Genomic DNA, 21,273 nt, shown 5'->3' with positions numbered 1-21,273 from the left:
GCCGCGCCTCGGCGGGCCCGATCCGCAACGGATCGGGCCCGTCGCTCTTCCGCGCACGCCGGGCCATGCGAATCCGGGCGTGGCGACTCAGTCTCCATGAAAGAAATCCCGCCGCCGCGGAGAGCCATGAGTGCATGTGGCCGGCCAAGCCGGTCCGCCCCTGCCGGGATCGCCACCGCGGCCTGGGCACACCGCGGCGTGGGCACGGGGACCAGCCGGCTCAGCCCACCCACACCCGCGCGTTGCGGAACATGCGCATCCACGGCGAGTCCTCGCCCCAGTCGGCCGGGTGCCAGCTCATCTGCACACTGCGGAAGACGCGCTCGGGGTGCGGCATCAGCAAGGTGGCGCGGCCGTCCTCGGAGGTCAGGCCGGTGATGCCCTCGGGCGAGCCGTTGGGATTGGCGGGATAGCGCGTGGCGATGTTGCCGTGGCCGTCGACGAAGCGCAGCGCGACGCGGGCGGCGGCCATGTCGAGTTCGCTGTCGAAGCGCGCCTGGCCCTCGCCGTGGGCGACGGCGACCGGGATGCGCGAGCCTTCCATGCCGCGGAAGAAGATCGACGGCGAGTCCTGCACTTCGAGCAGGGCCAGCCGCGCTTCGTACTGCTCGCTGCGGTTGCGCAGGAACGTCGGCCAGTGCCGGGCGCCGGGGATCAGCGCCTTGAGCTGGCTGAGCATCTGGCAACCGTTGCACACGCCCAGGCTGAAGGTGTCGGGGCGGGCGAAGTACGCGGCGAACTCGTCACGCAGCGACGGGTGCTCGAGGATCGACATCGCCCAGCCACGGCCGGCGCCAAGGACGTCGCCGTAGCTGAAGCCGCCGCAGGCAGCCAGCCCCTTGAAGCCGGCGAGGTCGATGCGGCCGGCGATCAGGTCGCTCATGTGCACGTCCACGGCCTCGAAGCCGGCGCGGGTGAACGCGGCCGCCATCTCGATCTGGCCGTTGACGCCCTGCTCGCGCAGCACCGCCACGCGCGGTTTCACGCCGGTGTTGATGAACGGCGCCGCCACATCCTCGGCCGGATCGAAGCTCAGCACCGGGGTCAGACCCGGGGCGTCGAAGTCGCGACGCGCCTCGCGCTCGGCGTCGGCGCACTCGGGGTTGTCGCGCAGGCGCTGCATGGCGTGGGTGACCGACCACCAGGCGTCGAACAGCTCCTGCCAGGTCCACTCGGCGACGGTCACGCGCCCCCCGGTGACGCGGATGCGCGGCGAGGTGGTCGGTCGGCCGATGCGCTGCGCGCAATGGGTGAGGTTGTAGCGGTCGACGAGGTCGGCGAAGGCGGCGCGGTCCTCGACCGCGACCTGCACCACCGCGCCCAGCTCCTCGTTGAACAGCGTGCTGAACGGATCCTCGCCCCAGCCGTCGAGGTTGAGCTCCAGCCCGCAGTGCGAGGCGAAGGCCATCTCGCACAGCGCGGCGAAGGCGCCGCCGTCGCTGCGGTCGTGGTAGGCGCGGATCAACCCGTCGGCGCGCGCGGCCTGGATCAGGCCGAAGAAATCCTTCAGGCGTCCGGGCTCGTCGAGGTCGGGCGACGCGCCGCCGAAGGCGTTGCAGACCTGGGCCAGGATCGAGCCGCCCAGGCGGCGCTGGCCGGCGCCCAGGCCGATCAGCCACAGCTCCGACTCGACTCCGCGGTCGAGCACCGGCACGAGCTGGCCGCGCACGTCGCCGACGCGGGCGAAAGCCGAGACGATCAGCGACACCGGCGACACCGACTGCTGCGGGCCTTCCGGCGCGCTCCACTGCGCCTGCATCGACAGCGAGTCCTTGCCGACCGGGATGCTGATGCCCAGCGCCGGGCACAGTTCCAGGCCGACCGCGCGCACGGCGTCGTACAGCAGCGCGTCCTCGCCGTCGAAGCCGGCGGCGGCCATCCAGTTGGCCGAGAGCTTGACCTCCTCCAGCGACGCGACCGGCGCGGCGGCGAGGTTGGTGATCGCCTCGCCCACCGCCATGCGCGCCGAGGCGGCGGCGTCGATCAGCGCCAGCGGCGTGCGCTCGCCCACCGCCATCGCCTCGCCGGCGACGCCGTCGAAGTCGGTGAGGGTGATGGCGCAGTCGGCCAGCGGCAGCTGCCACGGGCCGACCATCTGGTCGCGCGAGCACAGGCCGCCGACGGTGCGGTCGCCGATGGTGACGAGGAAATTCTTGGCCGCGACGGTCGGGTGCGACAGCACGCGCAGGCCGGCCTCGCGCAGGTCGAGCGCGGCGGTGTCCAGCTTCGGCCAGCGCGGGCGCGGCGGACGGCGGGTGTCGCGGTGCATCTTCGGCGCCTTGCCGAACAGGACGTCCATCGGCAGGTCGATGGCGGGCTCCCGGGATCCGGAGCCGGGGGCCGCAGCTCCGGGACCGACGCCTTCGCCGACCACGAGGCGCTCCTCGGCGGTGACGGTGCCGACCACGGCGCAGGGGCAGCGCTCGCGGGCGCAGATCGCCTCGAACTCGGCCAGGCGCTCGGCGGCGATGCCGAGCACGTAGCGCTCCTGCGACTCGTTGCACCACAGCTGCATCGGCGACAGCGAGGGATCCACCCGCGGGATCTTCGCCAGGTCGATGAGGCCACCGACACCGGAATCGTGCAGCAGCTCGGGGATGGCGTTGGACAGGCCGCCGGCACCGACATCGTGGGCGCTCAGGATCGGGTTGCGCTCACCCAGCGCGGCGCAGCGATCGATCACTTCCTGGCAGCGGCGCTGCATCTCGGGGTTGTCGCGCTGCACCGAGGCGAAGTCGAGCGCCTCCGAACTCTGGCCGGAGGCGACCGAGCTGGCCGCGCCGCCGCCCAGGCCGATCAGCATCGCCGGGCCGCCGAGCACCACCACCGCGTCGCCCGGCCGCAGGCGCAGCTTCTGCACCTGGCCGCGGTCGATCGCGCCCAGGCCGCCGGCCAGCATGATCGGCTTGTCGTAGGCGCGGGTCAGGCCCGGCGTGTCGGTGGCCAGCTCGAAGCTGCGGAAGTAGCCGGCCAGGGCCGGCCGGCCGAACTCGTTGTTGAACGCCGCCGCACCGATCGGGCCGTCGAGCATGATCTCCAGCGCGCTGGCCATGCGCGGGTTGAGCGGGCGCGGCCGCTCCCACGGCTGTGGCAGGCTCGGGATGCGCAGGTGCGACACGGAAAAGCCGGTCAGGCCGGCCTTGGGCTTGCCGCCGCGGCCGGTGGCGCCCTCGTCGCGGATCTCGCCGCCGGCGCCGGTGGAGGCGCCCGGATAGGGCGAGATGGCGGTCGGGTGGTTGTGCGTCTCGACCTTGATCGCGAACGCCGACGGGGCGACCGGTTCGGCGCGGTACACGCCGTCGTCGCCGGGTCGGAAGCGGCGGCCGTCGAAGCCCTCGATCACCGCCGCATTGTCCGCATACGCGGTCAGCGTGAGCTGCGGCGCCTGCGCGTGGGTGTGGCGGATCATCCTGAACAGCGACAGCGGCTGGTCCTCGCCGTCGATGCAGTAGCTGGCGTTGAAGATCTTGTGCCGGCAATGCTCGGAATTGGCCTGCGCGAACATCATCAGCTCGGCGTCGCTGGGGTCGCGGCCGAGCTCGCCGTAGCGGGCTTCCAGGTATTCGATCTCGTCCTCGCTCAATGCCAGGCCGAGGCGGGCGTTGGCCTCGCGCAGCGCGGCAAGCGGGATGCGCACGAGCGCGCCGGCCGGTGGCGCGACGAACAGCTTCGCGGCCTCGTCGCGCGAGGTCAGCAGCGACTGCGTCATCGGGTCGTGCAGCAGCTTCGCCACCGCGGCGAATTCGGCCGACCCGGGCGCCGGCAGGCCGGCGATGTCCAGCCGCAGGCCGCGCTCAACCCGGCGGACCGGCAGCTCGGCGCCGCGCAGGATCTCGGTGGCCTTGCTCGCCCAGGGCGAGACCGTGCCCAGCCGCGGCACCACGAACAGGCTCAGGCTGCCGGCGGCGGCCGGCACGCTGTCGTAGCCGCCTTCGAGGATGCGCGCCAGCGCCTCGCGGTCGGGCACCGCGCCCGGCTCCGGATCGACGAAATAGACATGCCGGCTGTCGCTGACGACGGCGCCGGGGGCGAGGGACTGGAGACGGGATTGCAGGCGGTCGCGCCGGAACGGCGACAGGGCCGGTCGGCCCTCGAGAGCGATCATTTCCGCGGGAGATCCGTGATCGACGGGGCGCAAATGATACCGGATGGCCGGCCCCGGCGCGGGCCTGGGCCGGTTGGCGCCCGGGGTCGCGCGGGGCCGGGATTCAGCGTGCGGCCTGGCGCGCCGCCAGCTGCTCCAGGCGCTGCAGCATCTGCTGCGGGGCCAGGTAGCCGCCGATGTAGATGCCCTCGCCGGTGTAGATGGCGGGCGTGCCGTCCACGCCGACCTGCTGACCGAGGGCAAAGTCGCTGGCGACCGGGTTGTCACACTCGCGCCGGGGGATCTCGATGCCGTTCTTGGCCTCGGTCATCGCCTGGTGGCGGTCGTCGGCGCACCACACCGACACCGCCTTCTGGAAGCTCTCCGAGCCGATGCCGGCGCGCGGGAAGAACAGGTATTCCACCGCGATGCCGAGCTCGTTGTACTCCTTCATCTGCTGGTGCAGGCGACGGCAGTAGCCGCAGTCGATGTCGGTGAAGACGGTGACCGTGTGCTTGCGCTCGGCTGGCGCGAACACGATGCGCTGCTCGGGGCCGACCTTGGCCAGCGCCTCGCGGCGGATGCCGGCGCGGGTCGCCTCGGTGAGGTCGGTACGGGTGGCGATGTCGAACAGCGTGCCCTGGATCAGGTACTTGCCGTCCTCGGAGACGTACAGCACCTGTCCGGACAGCACCACCTCGCGGAAACCGGCGATCGGCGACGGCTTGATGCTGTCGATCTTGACGTTGGGGACCAGCGTTTCCAGCGCCTGCCGGACGGCGGCGTCGCCCTCCGCGGCCGAGGCGGCGGCCGGCGTCGCGCGCGCGTCCCCGGACTGGTCGGCGGCGCAGGCGGTGATACTCAGGGCGCCGACCAGGGCGGCGGCAAGCAGGCGATTCATGGGCGGATCCTTGCGAAAGCGTCGGTCTGGGCCGGTGTGACAGCGGCCGGCCGGTGGGGTTCCCGGGATTTTGGCATGGACTCGGGGCTCGGGGCTCGGGACAAGCACTGCCTCGCCGCAGGCCGCGGCGACGACCGATGTTTCACGCCCTTGCCGCTTGCCGGGGTCCGGGCTCCGGGTTCCGGGCTCCGAATCACCCCCTCAGCCGCGCGGATGATGCCGCTCGTGCAGCCGCTTGAGCCCCTCCCTGGCCACCAGGGTGTAGATCTGGGTGGTCGAGAGCGAGCTGTGGCCGAGCAGCATCTGCAGCGCGCGCAGGTCGGCGCCGTGGTTGAGAAGATGGGTGGCGAAACTGTGGCGCAGGCCGTGCGGGCTGACCCGCGCCGGGTCGATGCCGGCACGCAGCGCACAGGCCTTGACCGTGTTCCAGAACTGCTGCCGGCTCGGCGCCTTGCCGCGCCGGTTGAGGAACAGCGGTGCCAGGGTCCGTTGCCCGGCCAGCAGCGGCCGCGCTTCGGCCAGGTAGCGCTCCAGCCAGTGCTGGGCCTCCTCGCCCAGCGGCACCAGCCGCTCCTTGCCGCCCTTGCCGAGCACCCGCAGCACGCCCTGGCACAGGTTGACCGCGACCGTCGGCAGACCGACCAGCTCGCTCACGCGCAGGCCGGTGGCGTACATCAGTTCGAGCATGGCGCGGTCGCGCAGGCCCAACGGAGTGCCGATGTCGGGCGCCAGCAGCAGGGCCTCGACCTCGCTCTCGGACAGCGCCTTGGGCAGGGCCTTGCGCAGCTTGGGCGGATCGAGCCGGGCGGTCGGATCGACGGCGATCTCGCCGCGCCGCAGCAACTGGCCGTAGAAGGCGCGCAAGGCCGACAACAGGCGGGCGTTGCTGCGCGCCGAGTAGCCCTGCGCGGTGCGCTCGGCCAGGTAGGCGAACAGGCGCTCGCGGCCGGCCCCGCGCAGCCCGCCGTCGTGCCCGCCCAGCCAGCGCGCCAGCCCGTCCAGATCGCGCCGGTAGCTGGCCAGCGTCTGTCGCGCCAGGCCGGCTTCCGCCCACAAACGGTCGAGAACATCGTCGATCAGACGCTGGTCGGGCGCAGGGGCCGGCGGCATCGCCCGGGCGCGCAGACGGCGGTCGGCGGGGGTGGAAGCAGGCATGCGCCGAAGCTTAACGGCTATCCTGTCGCGATGGCCTCGACTCCCGACACCGCCGCCCGCCCCGCCCACCTCGGCTGGCGTCTGCTCGCCCTGCTCTACGACGCCCTGCCCGTGCTGGCGCTGTGGTTGCTGACCAGCGCCGTGGTCTATGCCCTGCGCGGCGGCGTGCCGGTGACCCCGGGCAGCCCCGGCGCCTGGCTGGAGCTGGCCCTGCTGTGGGCGGTGACCGGCGCCTACGCGGTACTGTCGTGGCGGCGCGGGGGCCAGACCCTCGGGATGCGGCCGTGGCGGCTGAAAGTGGTCGCCGCCGACGGCCGCCCCGCCGGCGTGGCCATGCTGTGGCGGCGCTATGCGGTCGCCAGCCTCAGCCTCGGACTGGCGCTGCTGTGGAGCCTGATCGACGACGAACGCCGCGGCCTGCACGACCTGGCCGCCGACACCGTGCTGGTACGCCTGCCGAAACCCGCGCGAGGGTAGGCGGCGCGGGCCGCGACCGGTTCAGACGCGGCGATGGAACAGCAGCCAGCTGGTCGCCAGCACCAGCAAGGGCGGCAGCAGGTGGGCCAGGCGCAGGTCGATGCGGTAGACGCTGGCCAGGTTCACCGCCAGCCGCTCCAGCAGGAAGAAACTCAGACCGAACACGATGCCGGCGAACAGCCGCTTGCCGAAGCCGCCCGAGCGCAGCTGGCCGAAGGCGAACGGCATCGCCGCCAGGCACAGTGCCAGCACGTTGAGCGGGTAGAACCAGCGCTCCCAGTAGGCCACCGCGTAGGGGCCGGGATCGATGCCGTTGCGCCGCATGTGTTCGATGGTGGCGCCGAGCTGGGCGGTGGTCAGGTAGCGCGGACGGACCATGCTGGCGGCCAGCGTCCCCGCATCGAGCGAGGAGGCCCAGCGCTCCTCGGCCCGCTCCTCCAGCGTCGCCTCGCGCTCGCCGAACCGGGTGCGACGCACCTCGCGCAGGGTCCACTCGCCGGCGCGGTGCTCGGCGATGCGCGCCTGTGCCAGCGACAGCAGCCGGCCGTCGGGCGCGAACTCGTACAGCCGCACGTCCTCCAGCTCGACCCAGCCCTCGCCGCTGCGCCCGCGCTGCACGCCGGTGCGGGCGTTGAGGAAGACGTCGCCCTCGCGCGCCCACAGGCCGGAGAAGCGGGCCAGGATCATGTCGCGCGACTTGGCGGCGGTGGCCAGCGCCTGGGCGCGCTGGTCGCCCTCCGGGCCGGCCGTCTCGCCGACCACCACCATGCCGGCGGTGACCACGCCCAGCGCCAGCGCAGCGCCGGCGCAGATGCGCAGGCGCGACAATCCGGCCGCACGCAGCGCGGTCAGCTCGGAGGTCGCGGCCAGCCCACCCAGGCCGAGCAGGCAGCCGATCACCGCGGCGGTCGGAAACAGGGTGTAGGCGCGCCGCGGCAGCGTGTTGAGCGTGTACAGCACGGCATGGCCAGCGGTGTAATCGCCCTCGCCGACCGAGTTCAGCGCGTCGGCGAAGGCGATGATCAGGTCGAAGCCGAGCAGCACGCCCCAGGCCGCCGCCAGCGACAGCAGCACCGTCCTGGCGACGTACAGATCGTGGATGCGCGGGCGCAGCGTCATGCGCGCGCCCTCCGCGGCCGCGCCACCTGGCCATCGGTGAGCAGCAGCCACGCCCCGATCGCGAAAGCCGGCAGGTGCACCCACCAGGCGCCCAGCCAGAGCGGGATCTGCCCGCTCCCCAGCCAGGCGCGGGACAGGATCAGCAGATTGGTGTAGAGCAGGTAGGCCAGCAGGGCGAACAGCACCCGGCCGTAGCGCGGCTGGCGCGGCTCGCTGCGCGCCAGCGGCAGGGCGAGCAGGCCGAGCGCCAGCGTCGCCAGCGGCGCGCCCAGCCGCCAGTGCAGCTCGGCGCGTGCCTCCGGGGCGGCATCGGGCAACAGGCTGCGCAGACTGCGGATGCGCACCTCGTCGCGGACCACGTCACCGGCACGGTCGGGCAGGCGGATCTCGTTGCGGGCGAAGCGCATCAGCCGGTACTCGCGCGCGCCCAGCTCGCCCTCGGCGCGGAAGCCATCATACAGCTGCAGGTAGCGCTCCTCGCCGCCGTCGAGAAACAGCTCGCCGGCACGGGCCGTGGTCACATCCACCCGGCCGTCCTTCTCGGACTGCAGGAACAGCCGGCCGAAACGGGTGCCGTCGTCGGACATCTCGCCGACGTAGAGCACGCCGCCGCCGCCGGGCAGCTCGATGAACCGGCCCGGCTCCAGCCCGGCCACCAGCAGCGAGCGGTTGGCCTGGTCGATCATCCGCTGCGAGTGGTCCAGCGCCTTGGGCGCCGCCCACAGCGAGCACAGCCCCACCAGCAGCGCCACCGGCACGGTCAGCATCGCCACCGGCCGCAACAGCTGGCGCGGCCCCAGGCCCACCGAGGCCAGCACCGCCATCTCCGAGTCGCGGTACAGCCGGCCGATCGCCAGCAGCAGGCCGAGGAACAACGCCAGCGGCAGCATCAGCGAGAAGTAGCCGACCGAGCGCAGCCCCAGCTGCGAGAGCAGCAGGCTGGCCGGCAGCTTGCCGCGCGCGATCTCCGACAGCAGGGCCGTGACGATGCCGCCCAGGCTCACCATCGCCAGCACCAGCAGGCTGGCGGCGAAGGTGGCGATGAAGTCGCGGACGAGGTAGCGCTCGATCAGCATCAGGGCAACGGAGGCAGGCAGGTGGGCGTCCGGAACGGGAGCGGCTTCCAGCCCACGGCCAGGGCATGAAGGCGGGGGCGGCGTTTAGTAGACTGGCGGCTTGGCAGCGGCCCGGTCGACCCGGGACCGGCTACTGTGCCCACCCCCTCCCGGTTGATCAATCACCTGCGTGCTTGATCGGCGACGCGACTGCTCCGGTCGCGTCCGCCCGGGCGCCACACCCGCCGCGGAACACGACCGCGATTGTACGGAACTTCACACATGGCCCTCGAATTCGACCTGAACCGCCCCGCCCCCGCCGCCGCCGAGACCGACTGCGTGGTGCTCGGCCTGTACGCCGACGGCACTCTCACGCCGGCCGGCGACGCGCTGGACGACGCCAGCGGCGGCCGGCTCAAGCGGCTCATCGCCCGCGGCGACGTCACCGGCAAGGCCGGCCGCACCGCACTGCTGCACGACCTGCCGGGCGTGAAGGCGCCGCGGGTGCTGGTGGTCGGCCTGGGCGAGCGCGACAAGCTCGACGCCGGCGCCTGGCTCAAGGCGGTCGGCGAGGCGGTGAAGGCGCTCAAGGACGGCCCGGCGCGGCACGCGCTGCTGACCCTGAGCGAGTGCGAAGTCTCCGGCCGCGACGCCGCCTGGACCGTGCAGCAGGCCGTGGTCGCCGCCGACCATGCCGCCTACCGCTACACCGCCACCAAGCCGGTCAAGGACGAGGGCCCCGGGCTGCGCCAGGTGACCGTGTACGGCGAGGCCGCGCTGCGGCCCGCCCTCGACACCGGCGTGGGCATCGCCGCCGGTGTCGAGGCCGCCCGCGAGCTGGGCAACCTGCCGCCGAACATCTGCAACCCGGCCTACCTCGCCGAACGCGCCCGCGCCTTCGCCGCCGAACACGCCGGCGCCGAGTGCGACGTGCTCGAGCGCGAGGACATGGAAAAACTCGGCATGGGCGCGCTGCTCGCCGTGGCGCGCGGCTCGGCCAACCCGCCCAAGCTGATCGTGCTGCGCTGGAACGGCGCCGGCGAGGCCAGACCCTATGCGCTGGTCGGCAAGGGCCTGACCTTCGACTCCGGCGGCCTCAACCTCAAGGTGCAGGGCGGCATCGAGGAGATGAAGTACGACATGTGCGGCGCCGCCGCCGTGTTCGGCACCTTCGTCGCCGCGGTCAGGAATCGCCTGCCGCTGAATCTCGTCGCCGTGCTGGCCGCGGTCGAGAACATGCCTGACGGCAACGCCTACCGTCCCAGCGACGTGCTCACCTCGATGTCCGGCAAGACCATCGAGGTCGGCAACACCGACGCCGAAGGCCGTCTGGTGCTGTGCGACGCGCTGACCTACGTGCAGAAGTTCGAGCCGGCCGCGATCGTCGACGTCGCCACCCTCACCGGCGCCTGCATGATCGCGCTGGGCAAGGTCGCCACCGGCCTGATGAGCAAGCACGACGACCTCGCCGACGAGCTGCTCGCCGCCGGCCAGCACGTGCACGACCGCGCCTGGCGCCTGCCGCTGTGGGACGACTACCAGCCGCTGCTCGACTCCACCTTCGCCGACGTCTACAACATCGGCGGCCGCTGGGGCGGCGCGATCACCGCCGGCTGCTTCCTCGCCCGCTTCACCGAAGGCCGGCGCTGGGCGCACCTGGACATCGCCGGCTCCGGCTCCGAGGAGGGCCGCAAGGGCATGGCGACCGGGCGGCCGGTGGGGTTGCTCAGCCAGTGGTTGATGGACAGGGCCGGTAACCGGTAATCGGGAATCGGGAACCAGGAGCCGGTAACCGGAAAACCCTCGTCCCTCCATGCGCCTTCACCCCCTGAAGCCCCCTGCTCTGCGGTCACCGGCTCCCGGTTTCCGGTTCCCATGCCTTCAGCCATGTCCCGCGCCGACTTCTACCTGATCGCCAAGCCGCGCTTCCGCGAGAATCCGCTGCTGCTGGTCTGCGAGCTGGCGCGCAAGGCCCACGAGGCCGGCCAGCCGACGCTGATCCTGGCGCGCGATGCCGCGCAGGCCGAGGCGCTGGACGACCTGCTGTGGGCTTTCGACGAGAATGCCTACATCCCGCACCAGATCGCCGGCGCCGACGAGGACGAGGACGAGGCCGCGGTGCTGATCGCCGCGCCCGGACACGACCCGCCGTCGCGGTCGCTGGTGATCAACCTGCGCGACGGCATTGCGCCCGGCGACTACCAGCGCGTGCTGGAAGTGGTGCCGGCCGACGAATCGGCGCGCGGCCCGCTGCGCCAGCGCTGGCGCGAGTACCAGGCGCGTGGCTTCGTCCTGAACAAGTACGACATGTAGACGACGGGAACCGGAAACCGGCAGCCGGGAACAGGATCGCCTGGTTCCGCCGCCGCTCTCCGGTTGCCGTCTCCCCATTACCGGTTACCAAGGCCTCCAGCCCATGACCCGCGAACTGCCCAAGAGCTACGAACCCGGCACCTTCGAAACCAAGTGGTACGACCACTGGGAAAGCACCGGCTGCTTCAAGCCCACCGGACAGGGCACGCCGTACGCCATCATGCTGCCGCCGCCGAACGTCACCGGCACCCTGCACATGGGCCACGCGTTCCAGCACACGCTGATGGACACGCTGATCCGCTACCACCGCATGCGCGGCTTCGACACGCTCTGGCAGGTCGGCACCGACCACGCCGGCATCGCCACCGAGATGGTGGTCAACCGCAACCTCGCGCTGGAAGGCAAGGGCGAGACGCGCGAGAGCCTCGGCCGCGAGAAATTCATCGAGCGTGTGTGGCGATGGAAGGAGGAGTCCGGCAACACCATCACCCGGCAGATGCGTCGCCTCGGCGCCTCCGGTGACTGGAGCCGCGAGCGCTTCACCATGGACCAGGGCCTGAGCCGCGCCGTGATCGAGACCTTCGTGCGCCTGTACGAGGAAGGCCTGATCTACCGCGGCCAGCGGCTGGTGAACTGGGATCCGGTGCTGCAGACCGCGATCTCCGACCTGGAAGTGGTCAACGAGGAGGAGAACGGCCAGCTGTGGACCATCCGCTACCCGCTGGCCGATGGCACCGGTGCGCTGGAGGTCGCCACCACCCGCCCGGAAACCATGCTCGGCGACGTTGCCGTGGCCGTGCACCCGGAGGACGCGCGCTACGCGCATCTGGTCGGCAAGACGCTGAAACTGCCGCTGTGCGACCGCGAGATTCCGGTCATCGCCGACGATTACGTCGAGCGCGAGTTCGGCACCGGCTGCGTCAAGATCACCCCGGCGCACGACTTCAACGACTACGCCATCGGCCAGCGGCATGGTCTGCCGCTGCGCAACATCTTCACCCCGACCGCCACCATCAACGACAACGCCCCGGCGAAGTATCGCGGCCTCGACCGCTACCAGGCGCGCAAGGCGGTGCTCGCCGACCTCGAGGCCGGCGGCTTCCTGGTCAAGGTCGAGCCGCACAAGCTGATGGTGCCGCGCGGCGACCGCACCGGCCAGGTGATCGAGCCCTACCTCACCGACCAGTGGTTCGTGCGCATGGAAAAGCTCGCCGCGCGCGGCCTGGAGCTGGTCGAGAACGGCGCGGTGCGCTTCGTGCCGCCGAACTGGATCAACACCTACCGCCACTGGATGGAAAACATCCAGGACTGGTGCATCAGCCGCCAGCTGTGGTGGGGCCACCGCATCCCGGCCTGGTACGACGACCTGGGCAAGGTCTACGTCGGCCGCAACGAGGAGGAAGTGCGCCGCAGGCACGGCCTCGGCGCCGGACACCCGCTGCGCCAGGACGAGGACGTGCTGGAAACCTGGTTCAGCTCGGCGCTGTGGTCGCACTCCACGCTCGGCTGGCCCGATCCGGCCGAGATGGAGAAGTACGGCTTCGACCGCTACCTGCCGACCTCGGTGCTGGTGACCGGCTTCGACATCATCTTCTTCTGGGTCGCCCGGATGATCATGATGACCGACCACTTCACCGGCCGCGTGCCCTTCCGGGACGTCTACATCACCGGCCTGGTGCGCGACAAGGACGGCCAGAAGATGTCCAAGTCCAAGGGCAACGTGCTCGACCCCATCGACCTGATCGACGGCATCGGCGTCGATGCGCTGGTGGCCAAGCGCACCACCGGCCTGATGCAGCCGCAGATGGCGGCGAAGATCGAACAGGCCACCCGCAAGGAATTCCCCGACGGCATCCCCGCCTTCGGCGCCGACGCCCTGCGCTTCACCTTCGCCTCGCTGGCCACCCACGGCCGCGACATCAAGTTCGACCTCAGCCGCTGCGAGGGCTACAAGGCCTTCTGCAACAAGCTGTGGAACGCGGCGCGCTTCGTCCTGATGCACTGCGAGGGCTTCGCCGCGCAGGGCATGCCGCAGCCGCAGACCGATGCCGAGCGCTGGATCCTGGCCCGCCTCGCCCACGCCGTGCGCGAGGTCGAGGCGCAGTTCGCCGCCTACCGCTTCGATCTGGCCAGCCAGGCGATGTACGAGTTCACCTGGAACGAGTTCTGCGACTGGTTCCTCGAGCTGGCCAAACCCGCACTCCAGGGCGAGGACCGCACCGTCGCCGACAGCACCCGCCACACCCTGCTGTTCGTGCTGGAGCGGCTGCTGTGCCTGCTGCACCCGCTGATCCCCTTCGTCACCGAGGAGATCTGGCAGTCGGTGGCGCCGCAACTGGGCCTGACGGAGGACAGCATCAGCCGCCGCCCGTACCCGGAGCCGCGCGATTTCAGCGCCGATTTCGGCGATGCCGAAGCCGACATCGAGTGGCTCAAGGCGGTGGTGTCGAGCATCCGCCGCATCCGCAGCGAGATGAACGTCGCCCCGGGCCGCGCCGTGCCGCTGCTGCTGGCCGGCGGCGTGGCCGCCGACCGCGAACGCGGCGCGCGTTTCGCGCCGGCGCTGAAGTTCCTCGCCCGGCTGGCGTCGATCGCCTGGCTCGACCCCGGCGACGAAGCCCCGCCGGCCGCCGCCGCGGTGATCGGCGAGCTGCGCGTGCTGATCCCGCTGGCCGGGCTGATCGACGTCGGCGCCGAGCGCGCGCGGCTGGAGAAGGAGATCCGGCGCGTCGAGGGCGAGATCGCCAAGTGCAACGGCAAGCTCGGCAACGCGACCTTCGTGCAGAACGCCCCGGCCGCCGTCGTCGAGCAGGAGCGCCAGCGCCTCGGGGAATGGACCCGTCAGCTCGCCGGCCTGCGCGAACAGTTGCAGCGTCTGGCGGCGCTGTAGCCGGGGTGCGGAGTGCGAGAGACGAGTGAAGAGGAGCGAGAAACGAGGGAGAGCGCAGGCTGTGCCACCGCCTCGTCTTTCTCTGACGCTGCACGCGCCTACGGCGGCAGCAGCTCCATCGCCATCACGATGGCGTCCTCGCGCCCGCCCTTGGCCGGGTAGTAGTTGGGCCGCCGGCCGATCTCGTTGAAGCCGGCGCGTTCGTACAGCCCGATCGCGACCGGATTGGACGGCCGCACCTCCAGGAACACCCGCTCGACCCGGTGCCAGCGCGCCAGCTCCAGCAGCCGGTGCAGCAGGCGCCGCCCCAGGCCACGCCCCTGATGCTCCGGCGCCACACAGACGTTGAGCACGTGCGCCTCGCCGGCGGCGGCGCTGAGGATGCCGTAGCCGACCGGCATCCCGTCCAGCGCCAGCACCCAGCATTCGTAGCCGGCGCGCAGGCAGTCGCGGAAGATGCCGGCGGTCCAGGGAAACTCGTAGGCGCGCCGCTCGATGGCGGCGACGAGCTCGATCTCGGCCTCGCGCATCGGCCGCAGCTCGGCGACGGCGCCGGCCGGGACGGCGCTCATCGCCGCGCCCGCTCCCGCCGCCAGCGCCGCAGCCGCGGCCACAACGCGCGCTTGGCCTGCGGATCGCGGCGCAGTTCGGCCAGCGGCGGCAGGCCGACGGCATGCGCCCAGCCCTGCCAGTCGAATTCGCTCGGCCGCGCCGGCAGCAGGCCGGCGGCGCGGATCAGGGCCGGGAACAGCGGATCGTCGAAATCGATAGCGTCCACGGCCACCGCCGGCGCCGGGGCCGTTGCCGCCCCATCCGGCTCGCCCACCGGCCCGCGCAGCGCATACAGCGCATAGCCCATCGCCGCCAGCAGGCGCTGCTGCTCGGCCGACCAGGGCAGGCCCGCCGGGCTCATGCCGCGCCGCCGCTCCGCTGCCGCCGCAGGCGCTGCCATGCCCACATCGCCGGCCCGGACAGCGCGTACAAGGCGCCGGCCGTCAGCAGCACCTTGGGCGGGTCGATGGTGAGCGCGACGAACACCACCACCGCCAGCACGATGAACAGGAACGGCACCCGGTCCGAGCGCGGGAACGCCTTGAAGCTGAAATAGCGCGCCCGGCTGACCATCAGCAGGCCGGCGGCCACGGTGACGCCCAGCGCCAGGAAACGCACCTGCTCGCCGCTGTAGCCCGCGGCCGCCAGCGTCCAGACGAAGGCCATCATCAGGCCCGCGGCCGCCGGGCTGGCCAGACCGATGAACCAGCGCTTGTCCACCTGCCCGGTCTGCACGTTGAAGCGCGCCAGCCGCAGCGCCGTGCAGGCGGCGTAGAGGAAGGCGGCGGTCCAGCCGACCTTGCCCCAGGTGGCGCCGTCGTAGCGCAGGGTGTGCAGCGCCCAGTGGTACATCACCAGCGCCGGCGCCATGCCGAAGCTGACCAGGTCGGCGAGCGAGTCGTACTGGATGCCGAATTCGCTGCTGGTGCCGGTCAGGCGCGCGATGCGTCCGTCCAGCCCGTCGAGCAGCCCGGCCACGAAGACGGCGATGCAGGCGGCGATGAACTGCCCCTGCGAGGCGGCGATGATGGCGTAGAAACCGGCGAACAGCGCGCCCGTGGTGAACAGGTTGGGCAGCAGGTAGATGGCGCGGGGACGCGGCTTCTGGGGGTTGTCGGTAGCGTGCATCAATGCGTCCTGGCTCGGCGGAGGCGGGCACGGGCGGACGGGCCGGATGGCGACCGGTGCCCTTTCCTGCCCGAGAGTGTAGCCGTTCGGCCCGGCCGGCATGAACGCCCGGCCGGGATGCTTGCACGCAGTTGGTGACGGTGCTACCAAGGGCCACCCCCCTGGAGAAGTGCCATGCGCGTCGTGCCGTGTGCCTTGCTGGCCGTCCTGTTCACCCTGCCCGCGAGCGGTCCCGCCGCCGAGCGGGTGTTCAAGTGGACCGATGAGCGCGGCGTCACCCACTACTCCGACTCGCCGCCGCCGGGCGTTCGCTACCAGGACGTCCACATCCGCCAACGCGATTCCGGGCGCGGCGAAACGGACACGGCCGGGACCGCCGATGCCCCGGAGGCCACCCTGCGTGCCGAGAATTGCCAGCGCGCCCGTCAGAACCTGGAAACCCTGCAACGCTCGCCGCAGGTCAGCATGGACCTCGACGGCGACGGACAGGCCGAGCCGCTCGACGCCACCGAGCGCGCGCACCAGATCGAACTGGCCGCCGAGCAGCTGCGGCGTTTCTGTGAGGGCTGAGGCCGGGGCCGACCATGCGGACCTGGCACGCCGTCATCCTCGGCCTGCTGCTCGGCGGCGCGCTGGCCTGGTGGCTGGACCGCGTGCCGCGCGAGGCGGCACCGGCCGCCGCCCCGGCCGACACGCCGCGCGCCACGACCGGAACCCGGCCGCCCACGCTGTACCGCTGGCGCGACGATGACGGCGTGCTGCAGGTCACCGACCGGCCGCCGCAGGGCCGCCCCTACGAGATCGTGGACATTCCGGACGACCGCAACGTCGTCCCGCTGACGCCGCCCCGCGACCGCGACTGAGCCCGCCGCCGCGGCGCGGCGGTTTGGGCCGTGCCGGGCGCGCCGCTACAATCGCCTTCCTTTTTGCCGACCGGCCCGACCGCGCCATGCGCCTTTCGCGATTCCACCTCAGCACCAGCAAGGAAACCCCCGCCGACGCGGAGATCGTCAGCCACCAGCTGATGCTCAGGGCCGGCATGATCCGCAAGCTCGCCGCCGGCATCTACACCTGGACGCCGCTGGGCCTGCGCGTGCTGCGCAAGGTGGAAGCCGTGGTGCGCGAGGAAATGACCCGCGCCGGCGCGATCGAGCTGCTGATGCCCTCGATCCAGCCGCGCGAGCTGTGGGAGGAGACCGGCCGCTGGGAGAAGTTCGGCGGCCAGCTGCTCAAGCTTCGCGACCGCAAGGACGGCGAGTTCTGCTACGGCCCCACCCACGAGGAAGTCATCACCGACTTCGCCCGCCACGAGCTGCGCTCCTACCGGCAACTGCCGGTCAACTTCTTCCAGATCCAGACCAAGTTCCGCGACGAGATCCGCCCGCGCTTCGGCGTGATGCGCGCGCGCGAGTTCCTGATGAAGGACGCCTACTCCTTCCACCTCGACGCCGAAGGGCTGGAGGCCGAGTACTGGAACATGTACCGCGCCTACGAGCGCATCTTCACCCGCCTGGGCCTGAAATTCCGCGCCGTCTTCGCCGACACCGGCGCCATCGGCGGCTCGGCCAGCCACGAATTCCACGTGCTGGCCGACTCCGGCGAGGACGCCATCGCCTTTTCCGACGGCTCGGACTACGCCGCCAACGTCGAACTGGCCGAGGCGCTGGCCCCGGCCGCGCCGCGCCCGGCCCCCGCCGAGCCGCTGCGCCGCATCGACACGCCCACCCAGAAGACCTGCGAGGAAGTCGCCGCGCTGATGGGCATCGCGCTCGCGCGCACGGTCAAGTCGGTCGCACTGGTCGGCGAGCAGGGCTTCGTGCTCGCGCTGGTGCGCGGCGACCACACCGTCAACGAGATCAAGCTGGCCAAGCTGCCGGGCCTGGCCGAATACCGGCTCGCGACCGAGGCCGAGATCCTCGACCACCTCGGCGCCGCGCCCGGCTTCCTCGGCCCGGTGAACCCGCTCAAGCCGGTCACCGTGATCGCCGACCGCAGCGTCGCGGCGATGGCCGACTTCGTGGTCGGCGCCAACCAGGGCGGCTACCACCTGGCCGGCGTCAACTGGGGCCGCGACCTGCCCGAGCCGGACCTGGTCGCCGACATCCGCAACGTGGTCGAGGGCGACCCCTCGCCGGACGGCAAGGGCACGCTGCGCATCGCCCGCGGCATCGAGGTCGGCCATGTGTTCCAGCTCGGCACCAAGTACGCCGAAGCGATGGGCGCCACCGTGCTCGACCAGGACAGCAAGGCGCGGGTGATGCACATGGGCTGCTACGGCATCGGCGTCAGCCGCATCGTCGCCGCCGCCATCGAGCAGAACTTCGACGAGCGCGGCATCTGCTGGCCCGAGCCGATGGCGCCCTGGCAGGTGGCGGTGTGCGTGATCAACCCGAAGAACGATCCGGCCGTGGCCGCGGCCGCCGAGGCGCTCTACAGCGAGCTGCAGGCCGCCGGCCTCGACCCGCTGCTGGACGACCGCGGCCTGCGTCCCGGCCCGATGTTCGCCGACATCGAACTGATCGGCATCCCGCACCGGGTGGTGGTGTCCGAGCGCGGCCTGGCCGCCGGCACCTTCGAATACCGCGCCCGCCGCGCCCAGGCCGCCGAATCGCTGGATCGCGACGGCCTGCGCCGGCGACTGGGGCTGGCCGAATAGCCCATTCGCTCCTGCCCCGCGAATTGCAGCCCGTCGAAAAGCCCGTCCATTGACGGGCTTTTCTTATTCTCGACATAATCGCCTCCGATACCGTTTTACCGGATATCACCGGATTTCACCGGATTCACCCGCCACGCAGGACCGGATTACGGAGGATTCATGACCATCAATCTCGAAAGTCTCAGTGCCCAGGAGCTGGCCGAGCTCATCGCCAGAGCCGAACAGCAGCAGAAGAAACTGCATCGCGACCGTATCGCCGAGGTCCGCCGGAAAATCACCGCCATGGCCAAGGCCGAGGGCTACACCATCGAGGAGCTGTTCGGCGGCGGCCGCGCACCGGCGGCACGCAAGCGCAGCGGCGGCAAGGTGGCGCCGAAATACCGCAACCCGGCCGACCCCAGCCAGACCTGGACCGGCCGCGGCAAGCGTCCGCGCTGGTTCACCGAGGCACTGGCCCAGGGCAGGAAGGAATCGGATCTGCTGATCTGACAGCGCGCCAGCGCATCGAATGCAAACGCCGGCCATTGGCCGGCGTTTGCGTTTGCCGGCACCTTCGTTTCAGCGGCCGGCTTTGCAGTTACAGATTGCGCCGCGACGGGATCAGCAGATTGCCGAACAGGATGCCGGCCACCAGCGCCACCAGCGCATTGACCAGGGTGAAGGCGGTATCCAGACCCAGCATCACGTCGCGCTCCATCATGAAGGTCAGGCTGCGGAAACCGACGCTGCCGGGCACCAGCAGAATGATGCCCGGCACCCGGATCAATGCGCCGGGCCGATTCACCCAGCGCGCGTAGCCATTGCTGACCGCGGTGACCGCCATGCCGGCCAGGAAGACCCCGACTGGAAAACCGCCCGCCTCGGTGCCGAGCCAGACACCGGCCAGACGGGTCACGCCGTAGCCCAGCCAGGCCGCCGCCATCACCAGCAGGTAATCGCGCTTCTCGGCGCGGAACAGCACCGCGAAGGCGTACGAGGCCGTCGCCAGCGCCACCCACTCCAGCCACGGCGGCAGCAGCGCCGTGGCGGCTTCCTGCGGCTGCCAGCCGAGCAGGCGCACCAACTGCATCGCCGCCACGGTGCCGAAGGTGAGCTTGAGCAGGGTCGCCATCGCCCCGGCGAAGCGCGCCGTGCCGGAGACCAGGTGCTGATGGGTCAGCTCGGCGACCGCGTTGGTCAGCGCCAGGCCGGGCAACAGCACGATCAGCGAGGCGACGATGACCAGGTTGAGCGTCAGCGGCATCAGCCAGGTCGCCACCGCCGCCGCCAGCAGGGTGGCGAGCAGCGCGGCGACCGCATCGGAAGCCTCGAGCAGGCGCGGCCGGGTGGTGGCTGCCATCGACAGCGCGCCGATCAGCCAGCCGATCACGGCCGCGGTGGCGATGTCGCCCCAGCCGGTGCGCAGCAACGCCGCCACCGAGGCCGAGGCCAGGCCGAAACTGAACACCGTCATCGCCACCATGCGCCGGCTCGGCGGCCGATCCAGCGCGCGCAGCGCCGCCTTGCCGGCGGCCAGGTCCATCTCCCCGGTCACCACCCGGTCGGCGATCTCGTCCGCCTGGCAGAGCTTGCGCAGGTCGACATCGCCCGGCTCCAGCCGGATCACCCGGGTGGTGTCGGTGAGCGGCCCGCGCGTGGGGTCGGAAAAACTCAGGATGATGCCGGTCGGGTTCGACCAGACCTCGCAGCCCACGCCCAGCCGCCTGGCGACCGCCGAGATCGCGCCCTCCAGGCGCTGCGCGGTGGTGCCATAGGCGTGCAGCCGACGCGCCAGCTCGATGATGAACTCGGTGCGGGCGACGAAGCTGGATTCGGCGTCGGTCATGGCGCGGCGGCGGGCGGCGGCGGAAGCGGCGCACAGCATGCCACGCGCAGGCTTAACCACGCCGCCTGCGGACGCAGCACGGCCCGCATCCGCTAGACTTGCCCGACGCTCCCGACCCGCGCGCCCATGCCCGCCCCGTCCCATCTCGACCGCCTCGAAGCCGAGAGCATCCATATCCTGCGCGAGGTGGCGGCCGAGTTCCGCAACCCGGTGCTGCTGTACTCGATCGGCAAGGACAGCTCGGTGCTGCTGCACCTGCTGCTCAAGGCCTTCCACCCGGCGCGGCCACCGATCCCGCTGCTGCACATCGACACCGGCTGGAAGTTCCGCGAGATGATCGCCTTTCGCGACCGCCGCGCCGCCGAGTGCGGGCTGGAGCTGCGCGTGCACACCAATCCCGAGGGGCTGCGCGCGGGCGTCTCGCCGGTGACCCACGGCGCCAGCGTGCACACCGACGTGATGAAGACCCAGGCGCTACGCCAGGCGCTGGACCTGTGGGGCTTCGACGCCGCCATCGGCGGCGCCCGCCGCGACGAGGAGAAGTCCCGCGCCAAGGAGCGCGTGTTCTCCTTCCGCAACGCGCAGCACCGCTGGGACCCGAAGAACCAGCGCCCGGAGCTGTGGAACCTCTACAACACCCGCATCCACAAAGGCGAGAGCGTGCGCGTGTTCCCGCTCTCCAACTGGACCGAGCTGGACGTGTGGCTGTACATCCGCCGCGAGCGCATCCCGGTGGTGCCGCTGTACTTCGCCGCCGAGCGGCCGGTGGTCGAGCGCGACGGCGCGCTGATCGTGGTCGACGACGAGCGCCTGCCGCTGCGCGAAGGCGAGACGCCGGCGATCAGGCGGGTGCGTTTCCGCACGCTCGGCTGCTACCCGCTCACCGGTGCCATCGAATCCGACGCCGACACCCTCGACGCCGTGATCGCCGAGATGCTGCATAGCCGCGCCTCCGAGCGGCAGGGCCGGGTGATCGACCACGACCCGGCCGCGTCGATGGAGAAGAAGAAGCAGGAGGGCTACTTTTGAGCCGGGATTCGATGACGACGGCCGCGGACGCGCGCACGCTGCCGGCTTGCGGTTCCCCACGCGCGCCGCGGACGCCGCATCCGGCCGCA

At 71.5% G+C, this 21,273-nt stretch carries 18 protein-coding genes; 9 read left to right on the top strand and 9 right to left on the bottom strand.

Annotated elements, in window-relative coordinates; all coding sequences use genetic code 11:
• Positions 1–220: 220 nt before the first annotated feature.
• The 3 genes from purL to xerD all read right to left on the bottom strand — a co-directional run bounded on the left by purL (position 221) and on the right by xerD (position 6,140).
• Positions 221–4,105, bottom strand: coding sequence for a phosphoribosylformylglycinamidine synthase (gene purL, locus HNQ58_RS01865; RefSeq protein ID WP_183947080.1), 3,885 nt, complete (start codon positions 4,103–4,105; stop codon positions 221–223).
• 103 nt (positions 4,106–4,208) lie between these two features.
• Complete coding sequence (locus HNQ58_RS01860) at positions 4,209–4,985, bottom strand: disulfide isomerase DsbC N-terminal domain-containing protein (RefSeq protein ID WP_183947079.1); 777 nt, start codon at positions 4,983–4,985, stop codon at positions 4,209–4,211.
• 201 nt (positions 4,986–5,186) lie between these two features.
• Positions 5,187–6,140, bottom strand: coding sequence for a site-specific tyrosine recombinase XerD (xerD, locus tag HNQ58_RS01855; RefSeq protein ID WP_183947078.1), 954 nt, complete (start codon positions 6,138–6,140; stop codon positions 5,187–5,189).
• A 30-nt stretch (positions 6,141–6,170) separates the two neighbouring features.
• Here xerD and HNQ58_RS01850 point away from each other — a divergent pair, with 30 nt between their 5' ends.
• The gene (locus HNQ58_RS01850; protein ID WP_183947077.1) at positions 6,171–6,617 is read left to right on the top strand and encodes an RDD family protein; all 447 of its coding nucleotides are present in this window, start codon (positions 6,171–6,173) and stop codon (positions 6,615–6,617) included.
• A 21-nt stretch (positions 6,618–6,638) separates the two neighbouring features.
• Here HNQ58_RS01850 and lptG read toward each other — a convergent pair whose 3' ends face one another.
• A complete protein-coding gene (gene lptG / locus HNQ58_RS01845; RefSeq protein WP_183947076.1) occupies positions 6,639–7,736 on the bottom strand; it encodes an LPS export ABC transporter permease LptG in 1,098 nt (365 codons plus the stop codon).
• A complete protein-coding gene (gene lptF, locus HNQ58_RS01840; protein ID WP_183947212.1) occupies positions 7,733–8,815 on the bottom strand; it encodes an LPS export ABC transporter permease LptF in 1,083 nt (360 codons plus the stop codon). The genes lptG and lptF overlap by 4 nt, the downstream gene beginning before the upstream one ends.
• Positions 8,816–9,073: 258 nt before the next feature.
• On the opposite strand from lptF, the gene HNQ58_RS01835 reads away from it, so the two are divergent.
• The 3 genes from HNQ58_RS01835 (at position 9,074) to HNQ58_RS01825 (ending at position 13,994) form a co-directional block, all read left to right on the top strand.
• Positions 9,074–10,555 carry a leucyl aminopeptidase gene (locus tag HNQ58_RS01835; protein WP_183947075.1) on the top strand — a complete coding sequence of 494 codons (1,482 nt, stop codon included), beginning with the start codon at positions 9,074–9,076 and terminating at the stop codon, positions 10,553–10,555.
• A gap of 123 nt (positions 10,556–10,678) precedes the next feature.
• A complete protein-coding gene (locus HNQ58_RS01830) occupies positions 10,679–11,104 on the top strand; it encodes a DNA polymerase III subunit chi (RefSeq protein ID WP_183947074.1) in 426 nt (141 codons plus the stop codon).
• A gap of 103 nt (positions 11,105–11,207) precedes the next feature.
• The gene (locus HNQ58_RS01825) at positions 11,208–13,994 is read left to right on the top strand and encodes a valine--tRNA ligase (protein ID WP_183947073.1); all 2,787 of its coding nucleotides are present in this window, start codon (positions 11,208–11,210) and stop codon (positions 13,992–13,994) included.
• A gap of 98 nt (positions 13,995–14,092) precedes the next feature.
• Here HNQ58_RS01825 and rimI read toward each other — a convergent pair whose 3' ends face one another.
• From rimI to pssA, 3 genes are read right to left on the bottom strand one after another with little or no spacing between them, the layout of a single operon-like run.
• On the bottom strand, positions 14,093–14,566 hold the full coding sequence (rimI, locus tag HNQ58_RS01820) for a ribosomal protein S18-alanine N-acetyltransferase (RefSeq protein WP_183947072.1): 474 nt from the start codon (positions 14,564–14,566) through the stop codon (positions 14,093–14,095).
• Positions 14,563–14,907: a hypothetical protein gene (locus tag HNQ58_RS01815; RefSeq protein WP_183947071.1), complete on the bottom strand. Its 345-nt coding sequence runs from the start codon at positions 14,905–14,907 to the stop codon at positions 14,563–14,565. Before HNQ58_RS01815 ends, rimI begins: the two co-directional genes overlap by 4 nt.
• Complete coding sequence (gene pssA / locus HNQ58_RS01810; RefSeq protein ID WP_183947070.1) at positions 14,904–15,674, bottom strand: CDP-diacylglycerol--serine O-phosphatidyltransferase; 771 nt, start codon at positions 15,672–15,674, stop codon at positions 14,904–14,906. Before pssA ends, HNQ58_RS01815 begins: the two co-directional genes overlap by 4 nt.
• Before the next feature lie 174 nt (positions 15,675–15,848).
• On the opposite strand from pssA, the gene HNQ58_RS01805 reads away from it, so the two are divergent.
• From HNQ58_RS01805 to HNQ58_RS01790, 4 genes are all read left to right on the top strand, one after another.
• Positions 15,849–16,244 carry a DUF4124 domain-containing protein gene (locus HNQ58_RS01805; RefSeq protein WP_183947069.1) on the top strand — a complete coding sequence of 132 codons (396 nt, stop codon included), beginning with the start codon at positions 15,849–15,851 and terminating at the stop codon, positions 16,242–16,244.
• Between the two features lie 14 nt (positions 16,245–16,258).
• A complete protein-coding gene (locus tag HNQ58_RS01800) occupies positions 16,259–16,537 on the top strand; it encodes a DUF4124 domain-containing protein (RefSeq protein WP_183947068.1) in 279 nt (92 codons plus the stop codon).
• 86 nt (positions 16,538–16,623) lie between these two features.
• On the top strand, positions 16,624–18,330 hold the full coding sequence (locus HNQ58_RS01795; RefSeq protein WP_183947067.1) for a proline--tRNA ligase: 1,707 nt from the start codon (positions 16,624–16,626) through the stop codon (positions 18,328–18,330).
• A 159-nt stretch (positions 18,331–18,489) separates the two neighbouring features.
• Positions 18,490–18,819 carry an H-NS histone family protein gene (locus HNQ58_RS01790; protein ID WP_183947066.1) on the top strand — a complete coding sequence of 110 codons (330 nt, stop codon included), beginning with the start codon at positions 18,490–18,492 and terminating at the stop codon, positions 18,817–18,819.
• 88 nt (positions 18,820–18,907) lie between these two features.
• Here the strand turns inward: HNQ58_RS01790 and HNQ58_RS01785 are convergent, their stop codons facing one another.
• A complete protein-coding gene (locus HNQ58_RS01785) occupies positions 18,908–20,155 on the bottom strand; it encodes a threonine/serine exporter family protein (RefSeq protein ID WP_246416809.1) in 1,248 nt (415 codons plus the stop codon).
• Between the two features lie 126 nt (positions 20,156–20,281).
• Between HNQ58_RS01785 and cysD the strand changes: the two genes are divergently transcribed.
• Positions 20,282–21,184, top strand: coding sequence for a sulfate adenylyltransferase subunit CysD (cysD, locus tag HNQ58_RS01780; protein WP_183947065.1), 903 nt, complete (start codon positions 20,282–20,284; stop codon positions 21,182–21,184).
• Positions 21,185–21,273 lie beyond the last annotated feature (89 nt).

This window comes from Rehaibacterium terrae, from assembly GCF_014202935.1.
Lineage (GTDB): Bacteria > Pseudomonadota > Gammaproteobacteria > Xanthomonadales > Xanthomonadaceae > Rehaibacterium > Rehaibacterium terrae.
Note: the sequence above shows the minus strand (reverse complement) of the source record. Positions and strands in the feature narration are given on the sequence as shown.